6 protein-coding genes and 2 CRISPR repeat arrays are annotated in these 9466 nt (G+C 70.3%); all 6 genes read right to left on the reverse strand.

The features are described from left to right. Nucleotides 1-25 precede the first annotated feature (25 nt). Nucleotides 26-644: direct repeats of the CRISPR family, unit length 37 nt; unit sequence GTTGCGATCCTCGGCCGCCCCGGAGGGCGACCGCCAC. 137 nt (nucleotides 645-781) lie between these two features. The 6 genes from cas2 to cas5c are packed head-to-tail and all read right to left on the reverse strand — an operon-like array spanning nucleotide 782 to nucleotide 6181. Further along, on the reverse strand, nucleotides 782-1072 hold the full coding sequence (gene cas2, locus ACFVHV_RS42060) for a CRISPR-associated endonuclease Cas2 (protein WP_380358929.1): 291 nt from the start codon (nucleotides 1070-1072) through the stop codon (nucleotides 782-784). After that, nucleotides 1072-2106 (reverse strand): type I-C CRISPR-associated endonuclease Cas1c, encoded by a 1035-nt coding sequence (cas1c, locus tag ACFVHV_RS42065; RefSeq protein WP_380358932.1) that lies wholly within the window; start codon nucleotides 2104-2106, stop codon nucleotides 1072-1074. Before cas1c ends, cas2 begins: the two co-directional genes overlap by 1 nt. After that, complete coding sequence (cas4, locus tag ACFVHV_RS42070) at nucleotides 2103-2768, reverse strand: CRISPR-associated protein Cas4 (RefSeq protein WP_380358934.1); 666 nt, start codon at nucleotides 2766-2768, stop codon at nucleotides 2103-2105. Before cas4 ends, cas1c begins: the two co-directional genes overlap by 4 nt. Continuing rightward, nucleotides 2765-3658, reverse strand: a complete 894-nt coding sequence (cas7c, locus tag ACFVHV_RS42075; protein WP_380358936.1) for a type I-C CRISPR-associated protein Cas7/Csd2 — start codon at nucleotides 3656-3658, stop codon at nucleotides 2765-2767. The genes cas4 and cas7c overlap by 4 nt, the downstream gene beginning before the upstream one ends. A 53-nt stretch (nucleotides 3659-3711) precedes the next feature. Then, a complete protein-coding gene (gene cas8c / locus ACFVHV_RS42080; RefSeq protein WP_380358939.1) occupies nucleotides 3712-5493 on the reverse strand; it encodes a type I-C CRISPR-associated protein Cas8c/Csd1 in 1782 nt (593 codons plus the stop codon). Nucleotides 5494-5497: 4 nt separating this feature from the next. Beyond that, a complete protein-coding gene (gene cas5c / locus ACFVHV_RS42085; protein ID WP_380358942.1) occupies nucleotides 5498-6181 on the reverse strand; it encodes a type I-C CRISPR-associated protein Cas5c in 684 nt (227 codons plus the stop codon). A 389-nt stretch (nucleotides 6182-6570) separates the two neighbouring features. Beyond that, a CRISPR array of direct repeats spans nucleotides 6571-9429; the repeat unit is 23 nt; unit sequence GTTGCGATCCTCGGCCGCCCCGG. Nucleotides 9430-9466: the final 37 nt, after the last annotated feature.

Genomic DNA, 9466 nt, shown 5'->3' on the forward strand with positions numbered 1-9466 from the left:
GGTACGCCCCGCCCTGGGCGAGATCGTTGCGATCCTCGGCCGCCCCGGAGGGCGACCGCCACCCTTCTACTGGATGCCGAGGGCGGCGACGAACGTGTTGCGATCCTCGGCCGCCCCGGAGGGCGACCGCCACACCGCCGGCGGCACCGGGACGTGGACACGAGACGCAGTTGCGATCCTCGGCCGCCCCGGAGGGCGACCGCCACGGGCAAGGGAGCCTCCCTGTTACTCGTTCCCGTACGGGTTGCGATCCTCGGCCGCCCCGGAGGGCGACCGCCACCGGCCGTCGTAGGCCCAGGGCTGAGCCAGCGACGGGTTGCGATCCTCGGCCGCCCCGGAGGGCGACCGCCACTGGTGCTCCAGGAGAACGTGAAGCATGGCCTCCCCGTTGCGATCCTCGGCCGCCCCGGAGGGCGACCGCCACCCGGGGACGAGACCGCCCGCCGGGCACTGGTTGCCCGTTGCGATCCTCGGCCGCCCCGGAGGGAGACCGCCACTCGCCGCGAAGTGGAAGTCCCACTCGAAGGAGGTCCGGTTGCGATCCTCGGCCGCCCCGGAGGGCGACCGCCACACCGCCGCAGGCCTCGGACCTGACGCACTGGCGGGTGTTGCGATCCTCGGCCGCCCCGGAGGGAGACCGCCACGGCACTTGACCAGGTCAGGACCCTACCTGTGTGACGAGTATTTGCGCGCCGTTTGCCAGCAGATCCACTCAAACCAGACATCTGGCTTCGGTGCGGCCCGCGTGGCACGTGTGAACTCCGGGTTCCGAAGCCTTCCGTCACAGAATCAGGTCGTCACGATGGGGCTGTACCTGAGCGACTCCTAGAGTCTGAACGTCGTTGAAGCCGTTGTGTGGAAGCCGGTAGATCCGGATGCTGTCGGTGTCTGCATCGATGGTCTTGTTGATGTCGTTCAGGAGGTGCAGGAGATCGATGTCGGTGGCGACGATTTCGAAGACCGACTTCTGGACGCGTAGGCCGTGTCCTTCGCAGAGTTTGGCGACTTTTCGGAGTCGGCGGCGTCCTTCTGGTGTCGTGGTGTCGACGTCGTAGGTGAGGAGGAGGTCCATCAGGCGGCCGTCCAAGGCAGGTACCCGGGCAGGTCGCCGCGGATGTGGCGGGCGAGGATGCGGCACTGAACGACCGGAAGGAGTGCGGCGGGAACTGCTCGTCCTGCGATCGGGTGTTCCCAGGTCTGGGTCTTCCAGTCCTGCCAGGCGGAGAGCACGGTCTTGCGGCCGTCCTCGGTGAGGTTGACGGCGCCGCCGGCGAGGTGGTCGAAGTGGTGGGCTTTGAGTTCGCGGCGGTTGAGAAGGGTGAGTGCGAAGCGGTCCGCCAGGACGGGCCGGAACTCCTCCATTAGGTCGAGCGCCAGGGCCGGCTTCGCGGGCCGCAGGCCGTGGAGGAAGCCGATGTACGGGTCGAGTCCTACCTGTTCGATCGCACCGTGGACGAGGTTGCGCAGCAGTCCGTAGGTGAAGGACAGCAGGGCGTTGACCGGGTCGGTGGGTGGGCGCCGGTTGCGGTGTGTGAAGGCGGGGATGCCGTCGGCGGGTCGGTGCACGTCGCGCAGTGCGCTGAAGTAGGTGCGGGCGGCGTTGCCTTCGATGCCCATCAGGGTGTCCGGGGAGGCGGCGTTCTTGGTCTCGGGCAGTGCCTCGGCGAGTTTGGCGGCTGCTTCGCGGATGCGGGCCTGTGGGGTCTGCTGCGCGTCGCGGGCGGCGCGCAGCAGGATCCAGCGGCTGTTGCGGATCTTCCCGGCGACGGTGTTGCGGGCGATGTCGAGCCGCAGGTGCGGATCTGCGTGGGTGCAGTGCTGCTGGTGGCGTAGGAGGACGTTGCCGCGAACAGGCCCTTCGAGGCGTGCCTGGAACCGGCCGCCTCGGGTCATCCAGGTGACGGGCCGTCCGTCCTGTGCGCAGCGGGTGAGGAGTTCGGTGGAGAGGTTGATGTGGCCGTAGAGGACGATGGCGTCGAGTCGGCGTAGGGGGAGGGTCTTGCGGCCTGGTGTGTCGGGGAGGTGGATGCGTAGGGAGTCTTGGTCGAGGCGGAGGTCGGTGCCTTGTGTTTGGACGTAGAGGGTGTTGAGGAGTTCGGTGGTCATGGGTGTGTGGGTTCTTCGTCGGGGGTGGTGTAGAGGGTGGTGAGGGCGTGCTGGTAGCGGTGGGTGTTGGTGAGGACGGTGGGGATGCAGTTGGTGGCCATGGAGCAACGTCGGCAGCGGTTGTCGGTGGCGGGGGGTGGTAGTTGGCGGGTGGTGAGGAGGGTGCGGATGGCGTGGGTGGTGGTGATGACGCGTTGGTGGAGTTCGGGGGTGATGGTGATGGTGTGGCGTCGGCGGTCGGTGGCGGAGTAGATGGCGGCGTGGGGTACGGGTTGTTGGAACATCTGTTGGAGGCAGATGGCTTGGGCGGCGGCTTGGACGTCGGCGGGGCCGCCGGGGTGGTAGCGGCCTGATTTGTGTTCGATGGGCAGGATGGTGCCGTTGTTGTGGAGTTCGACGGTGTCGCAGGTTCCGGTGAGGCCGTGTTCGTCGTGCCAGACGGGTAGGGCGTGGAGGGTGCGGATGGTGTTGCGGCCGCGGTTGCCTGGGGTGTCGACGCGTTGGTGGAGGAGGGTTCCTCGGGTGGTGGCGGCGTCGTCGGTGAAGGCGTCTTCGAGGACGATGAGGGCGCACTGGCGGGGGCAGTAGGTGTAGTGCTCCAGCCAGGAGAGGGCGACTTGGGGTTGGTCGCCGTCTCCTGGCTTTGGTTGGGGGTGGTTCATCCGATGAGGCGGGTGAGGGTGATGCCGGCGTCGGTGAGGCCGGTGTCGTCGATGTCGATGGGGCCGTAGTCGGTGATGTTGCGGGCGGTGGCGTCGTGGAGTTGCTTGATGCGGATGCGGTCGAAGAGGGTGTGGGAGGGCTGGCGGCCGAAGGCGTCGTCGTGGGTGAAGACGTAGAGGCCGCGCAGGGCGAGGCCGCCGCGGGCGGCGGCGCGGTCGTGTTCGAACATGATCTGGAAGGCGCGCCAGAACATGTCGAGGTCGTTGGCGGTGACGCCGGTGCGGGCGGCGAGCGGGGCGCTGAAGTGGCCGCTTCCGCGATAGAGGGCGTAGGGGACGATGTGCTTGGTGCCCATCTCGGTCTCCTTGCCCTTCTTGTCGTCGGTGGGGTTGTTGAAGGCGTCCACGTCTTCCTGCTTTGTGGGGGTGACGCGGGTGATGCCGATCTCCAGGGGGGTGATCGGGTCGATGGAGCGGGAGAAGGTGAGCTGCAGGGGGCCTTGGACGCGGCCGGCGGGCTTCTTGCCGGTGCTCATGACGGCGCCGAACATGCGGATGTCGTAGAAGGTTTGGCACATCCAGGTGCGGGCGTCGGCTTGCTGGGTTTCGGTTCCGAGGGCGGTGTAGGCGCGTTCGTGCTGGCTGTTGAGGGCGACGCCGGCTTCGACGTAGATGTCGTAGCCGGGCTTGGGGTCGTGCTGGTTGAGCATGGCGACGGTGTTGCGGATCTTGCGTTTGATGGCGACGTCGGTGATGAGGCCCTGGCCGGAGACGGGGTCGGTGCGGGGGCTTCCGCCGGCGTCGGGGTCGCCGTTGGGGTTGCTGTCGGTGGCCTCGATCAGGAACACGAAGTCGTGCTTGCGGGTGGGGTCGAGGTGGGCGTCGGTCATGGTGCGGGTTCTCCTGGTGGTGTCGGTTGGATGTGGACGTTCGGGTGGGGCTGTCAGGGCGTCTGGTCGGCACCGTCGTCGGTCGCCTGGGTGGCGGCTTTCGCGGCCTTGGCGGCTGCGCGGGCCTGGTTGTCGGCGGTGCGCTGCTGCTCGTAGCCGATGACGAAGCGGGCCTGTTCGCGGGGTGACAGGTGAGTGGGAAGGTCGTCGGTAAAGGCGGCGAAGGCCTGTGACAGTCGTGCGTCCAGGGCGAGGTAGGCGGGCTTCTTGTCGCGGCGAAGGCGCTTGAGGTGGGCGTTGGCGCCGCGGCGCAGGTTCGCCAGGACCGCGGCTGGGGCGGTCATCGCGGTGCCGAAGAACTTGTCGCCGATCGTGGCCTTCACGTCGGGCAGGGCTGCCTGCTGGACGGCTTCGAGGACGGCGAACGCGCGCCCGCACAGGTAGGCGGGGTCGGTGCTGGCGGTGTCGAGTCGCGGCATGGGTCGGTCCGTTCGATTGTGGGAGCGGGCGAGGGCCAGGCGCAGCAGGGCGGTGCGCGGGGTGTCGAGGTGATGGTCGGCGCGGATGCGCTGGAGGAGGTGTGGGAGGAGGCGTGCGGGGGGTGGGGTGCGGCGTAGGGCGGTGTGGAGGAGTTCGCGTTCGATGCCGTGGGGTGCGGTGCCTTTGACGTACTGGGTGCCGTTGTGGCGGCCGGCGGCGAGTGCGAGGTGCCACAGGGGCAGGTAGCGGGTGGTGTCGCGCCATCCGTCGTAGACGCCGTGGTCTTCGAACCAGGCGCCGAGGTTGGCTTTGACGGCGTCGAGGGGGACGTCGAGCCATTCCCGGACGACGGTGCGGGCGTTGTTCAGGCCCAGGGTGAGGGCGTAGAAGTCGTTGGTGGTGATGCGGGTGGCGGTGGCCGGGTCGGGGTTGTGGTGGAGGGTGTCGATGAGGTGTGCGACGGCGGCGGGGTCGGGGTTGCTGTCGTCGATGAGTTCGATGAGTGGCTGGTTCAGGGGTTCGCGGGTCCACCAGAGCAGGACGCCGTCGGGCAGGGAGCGGCGGTGGCTGGAGGTGGCCAGCAGGCGGTTGAGGGTGGCCATGGCGCGGCTTCCGCAGTGGTCGCACACGGGGGTGTTGACGAGCTTGATGGCGCCGCCGCGGCCCTGGGCGGGTGAGTTGATGCTGACCAGCTGGGCTTCGTTGCTGCCTCCGGTCGAGGGTACGGCGCCCTTCTTCACCGGTTCGGGGATCGTCGACAGCAGGTCTCCTGACTTCCCGCAGACCAGGCACAGCTCCTGCTCCTGGCTGCCGGAGCCCTTGCGTTCCCGCACGATGCGTGCCCACAGCTCCCTCACGGAGGGCCTCTCGTGCAGCCACTGGCCGTCCACCACGGCGGCGACCGTGTGCCGGGCGTCCAGTTCAGGCGGGATGTCGATGGTGGCGATTCCGTGGGTGAGGACGTCAAGCAGCGTTCGGGCCGTGGGGTCGTCGGGCGCCTCGTCGGCCCAACGGCGCAACAGGCCGAGGTACTCGGCGTGACGGCGGGCGGCCTCGGCGAGGTCCTTCTCCCCCGGGCCGTCCGCCTCGGCGCCGGCGCGTGCCCTGGCGAGGACGAACTCGGCGGTGTCCACTAGCAGGAACGGCGGCACCCTCGTTCCCGAGCGCTGCACGTAGGGCACCGGCTCCGTCACCGCCTGGCCGCGCGACTTCGCCGGCGGGCGCCGGTCGGACAGGAACGGCGCGGCACCGTCCGAGGTAATCACCAGCGCCCAGTCGATCTGCCGGTGCCGGTAGAACTCGGGCGGCAGGTCCGGCATCCGCTCGGCCTGTTCGGTCAACCGCTGCAGCAGCACCAGCTCACTCCTCGCCGTCGACACGCCACGGGGCCGACGGCATCGCAACCGCCCCCGCGGACAGCGGCGCGGCCGGCACCTCCATCACTCCGCGCTCCAGCCGCGCCCTGAACCACCGGTAGCTCTCGCCTTTGGGCGTGTAGGCGATCGAGTGCAGCATCACCCCCAGCTCTTCGCTCCGTTCGGCCAGCGCCGACGCGTCTGACGCCGGTCCGAAGGACGCGCTGAACTCCCGGCACCCCAGGAACGGCTGTGAGAAACACGCGCCGCGGTCCACCCGGCGACGCAGTTGCTCCCGGAACTTCTGCTCCGGCGCACCCGCGTGCCCGGCCACCACGATCTGCGCGCGGATCCGGTACGCCACGTCCGTCAATGCCATCGTGTTGCGCTGGTCCCGGTCCTCCTCCACGTCGTAACGCGCCCCGGGGACCGTCTGGAGCTCCTGCAGCTTCTTCGCCGTGACGACCGACTTCACCTCGTTGCGACGCACCTGCACCCACCGAATCGGCTTCAGCACCTCGATCGCCCGAATCACATAGCGGAACTCGGGCTTCCAGTAGATCGCCTCCAGGACACCCACCGCGGCCGACGGCGTCATCACCGGATAACTGACACGCTCCGACTTCAACTCCGGCCTGGTGAAGCACGCGAGAGGCCCCCACACCTCCACCAGCAGATCCGGAAACACCCACCCCTCATTCCCTCGGCGCCGCGCAAGACTGCGTTCCTCCCCCACCGAAGCCACCCTCCCGGACATTCCAGTCACCTTTCAGGCAGAAGACGCGAAGTGTCACCAGACACCTTTCGTGAATCGCGACCATAGACCGCACCACTGACAGCCGCAGAGGCTCCGCCCCTCTCCAACGCCGATGCCAGTGACCGAAGTTGCGCAAGTGCGGTCGACAATCGCCAACAGGATGGCGTGCGACCTCGACAGCCCCACGCCAAAGCCAGAAAGGGATCAATCTTGATCGACCAGCTGTAAAAACTGATCGATCTGTTTTCAGGTCAGCCCCAACGAAGTGATCCCCAAAGTCATCCGACGCCCGCCACGACAATTCCCAAGGCATCGAAGAGACTGCGATCCTCGGCCGCCCCGGGGAGCGACCGCCACCGGACCGCTAGGCCCCTCGGGCCCGGGGGTGGGAAGTTGCGATCCTCGGCCGCCCCGGGAGGCGACCGCCACGATCTCCGCGAATTCCAGGTGCCAGTCGGTAATGCCGTTGCGATCCTCGGCCGCCCCGGAGGGCGACCGCCACCTGGTCCTCGAGTTCCTCCTCCAGGCCGTAGCGGAGGTTGCGATCCTCGGCCGCCCCGGAGGGCGACCGCCACTCAGCTGGGACCGGCTGGAGCACGTCGCCGACGCGAAGTTGCGATCCTCGGCCGCCGAGGAGGGCGACCGCCACGGAGGGCATGTGGTCCCTGCGGCGGCACATAGAGCAGTTGCGATCCTCGGCCGCCCAGGGAGGCGACCGCCACGCGCCGAGCCGGGGCCCGCTCTCCGTCGGACGGGCCGTTGCGATCCTCGGCCGCCCCGGGGGGCGACCGCCACGGCGGCGGCTGCGCAGGGTCTCGGCGACGGCACGGTGGTTGCGATCCTCGGCCGCCCCGGGGGGCGACCGCCACCCCACCACACCCACTCAGGAGAGTTGAAATGGCCGAAGTTGCGATCCTCGGCCGCCCCCGGGGTGGCGACCGCCACCGCCTCGGGCTCGGCCATGTCCCACTCGGCGTCCGGGTTGCGATCCTCGGCCGCCCCGGGAGGCGACCGCCACGGGCCTCGGCATGCCCGACAAGCGGATCAACGACGTCGTTGCGATCCTCGGCCGCCCCGGGGGGCGACCGCCACGTCGACGCCCCGGACTCAAACGGGCCGGTGTTGGCGTTGCGATCCTCGGCCGCCCCGGAGGGCGACCGCCACTTGCAGCCGACAAGGAGACGGAGGCGCGCAACGCCGTTGCGATCCTCGGCCGCCCCGGAGGGCGACCGCCACCCCTGAAGTACAGCTCGCTGCGGTTGCCGACGGTGTGGTTGCGATCCTCGGCCGCCCCGGGGGACGACCGCCACCCTCCAGAAGGAGTGCGACCGTGGGCACGCAGGCGGTGTTGCGATCCTCGGCCGCCCCGGGAGGCGACCGCCACTCAGGTGTACCGCCAGATCCTTACCCAGCGTTACGGGTTGCGATCCTCGGCCGCCCCGGAGGGCGGCCGCCACGTGTACCGCTTCCACAACACCTCCCCGAAGACGAAGTTGCGATCCTCGGCCGCCCAGAGAGCGACCGCCACGTCGTCGGCTTGGCGGGCGGCGGCCAGGCCCCGGCGGTTGCGATCCTCGGCTGCCCCGAAGGGCGACCGCCACTCGCGATGCCGAGGCCGATGCCCCACACCCCGGTCATGTTGCGATCCTCGGCCACCCCGGAGGGCGACCACCACTTCCTCGGTCCCGATGCCGAAGCTCGGCACGTAGGTGTTGCGATCCTCGGCCGCCCCCGGGGGACGACCGCCACCCCCACGTGGTAGCCGGAGTCCTGCGAGCTGACGGGGTTGCGATCCTCGGCCGCCCGGGGGGCGACCGCCACCGCCCTTGGCCACGAGGTCGGGCACGGAGGACAGCGGTTGCGATCCTCGGCCGCCCCGGGGCGACCGCCACCAGCTTCGGATCCGGCACGGGACCGGTCCCGTTGGCGTTGCGATCCTCGGCCGCCCCGGGGGCGACCGCCACGAGACACCGGTGACGTCGGTGTGACGGCGGAGGATGTTGCGATCCTCGGCCGCCCTGGGGGGCGACCGCCACAGCCCGGACGGCGCCTCCGCGATGGCCAGCAGGTTGCGATCCTCGGCCGCCCCGGAGGGCGACCGCCACCTGGACTGTCAGACCGCGGGCACGATCCTCGTCGAGTTGCGATCCTCGGCCGCCCCGGAGGGCGACTGCCACTCTGCAGGCCGTCGAGCAGGTCGCGGATGCCCTGCTGGTTGCGATCCTCGGCCGCCCCGGGGGCGACCGCCACCAGGCGCCGGGTCAGCAGCCCGACGTGCGCCCGTCGGTTGCGATCCTCGGCCGCCCCGGGGGGCGACCGCCACGTGGGCGATGGCGTGCTCCCCCTTGGTGCAGCTCTGGTTGCGATCCTCGGCCGCCCCGGGGGGCGACCGCCACGTCGTCCAGGCCGGGAACATCACCGCCACCAACTCGTTGCGATCCTCGGCAGCCCCGGGGGGCGACCGCCACCTGGGGCACCCCCACCGAGACCCTGGCCTGGGGTTGCGATCCTCGGCCGCCCCGGGGGCGACCGCCACTGTTGTTTCCCCAGGCCGCATGCCCTGCGGCAGAGTTGCGATCCTCGGCCACCCCGGGGGCGACCGCCACCGATGGTGGTGCCCGCGACGACCTTCGAGCCCTTGAAGTTGCGATCCTCGGCCGCCCCGGGGGGCGACCGCCACCGTCGAGCCCGAGGGAGAACGCAGCATGAGCACCGAGTTGCGATCCCCGGCCGCCCCCCGGGGGGCGACCGCCACCTCAGGTTGGCCGGGAAGTAGGAGCCCAGCACGATGTTGCGATCCTCGGCCGCCCCGGAGGGCGACCGCCACCTGAGTGCCGTGGATGTCGGCCAGTCCCGCGAGCAGGTTGCGATCCTCGGCCGCCCCGGAGGGCGACCGCCACCCGGGCTTCGGCTTGACCATGCCGCGGGGGGAGGCGTTGCGATCCTCGGCCGCCCCGGGGGGCGACCGCCACCGGTGCGCAGGACCTTCTTGTAGGCCTCGCCGTCGGCGTTGCGATCCTCGGCCGCCCCGGGGGGCGACCGCCACGACCCGGGCGGGCGCCAGGCCGGCGGCGACCGCGCAGTTGCGATCCTCGGCCGCCCCGGGGGGCGACCGCCACTGACCCGAACGGAGCCCCTGGTGACGTACGCGTACTGGTTGCGATCCTCGGCCGCCCCGGGGGGCGACCGCCACCCGGCCGGGGTGTGGGGGTGGTC

Source organism: Kitasatospora sp. NPDC127116 (assembly GCF_042677365.1).
Classification (GTDB): Bacteria; Actinomycetota; Actinomycetes; order Streptomycetales; family Streptomycetaceae; genus Kitasatospora; species Kitasatospora lactacystinica.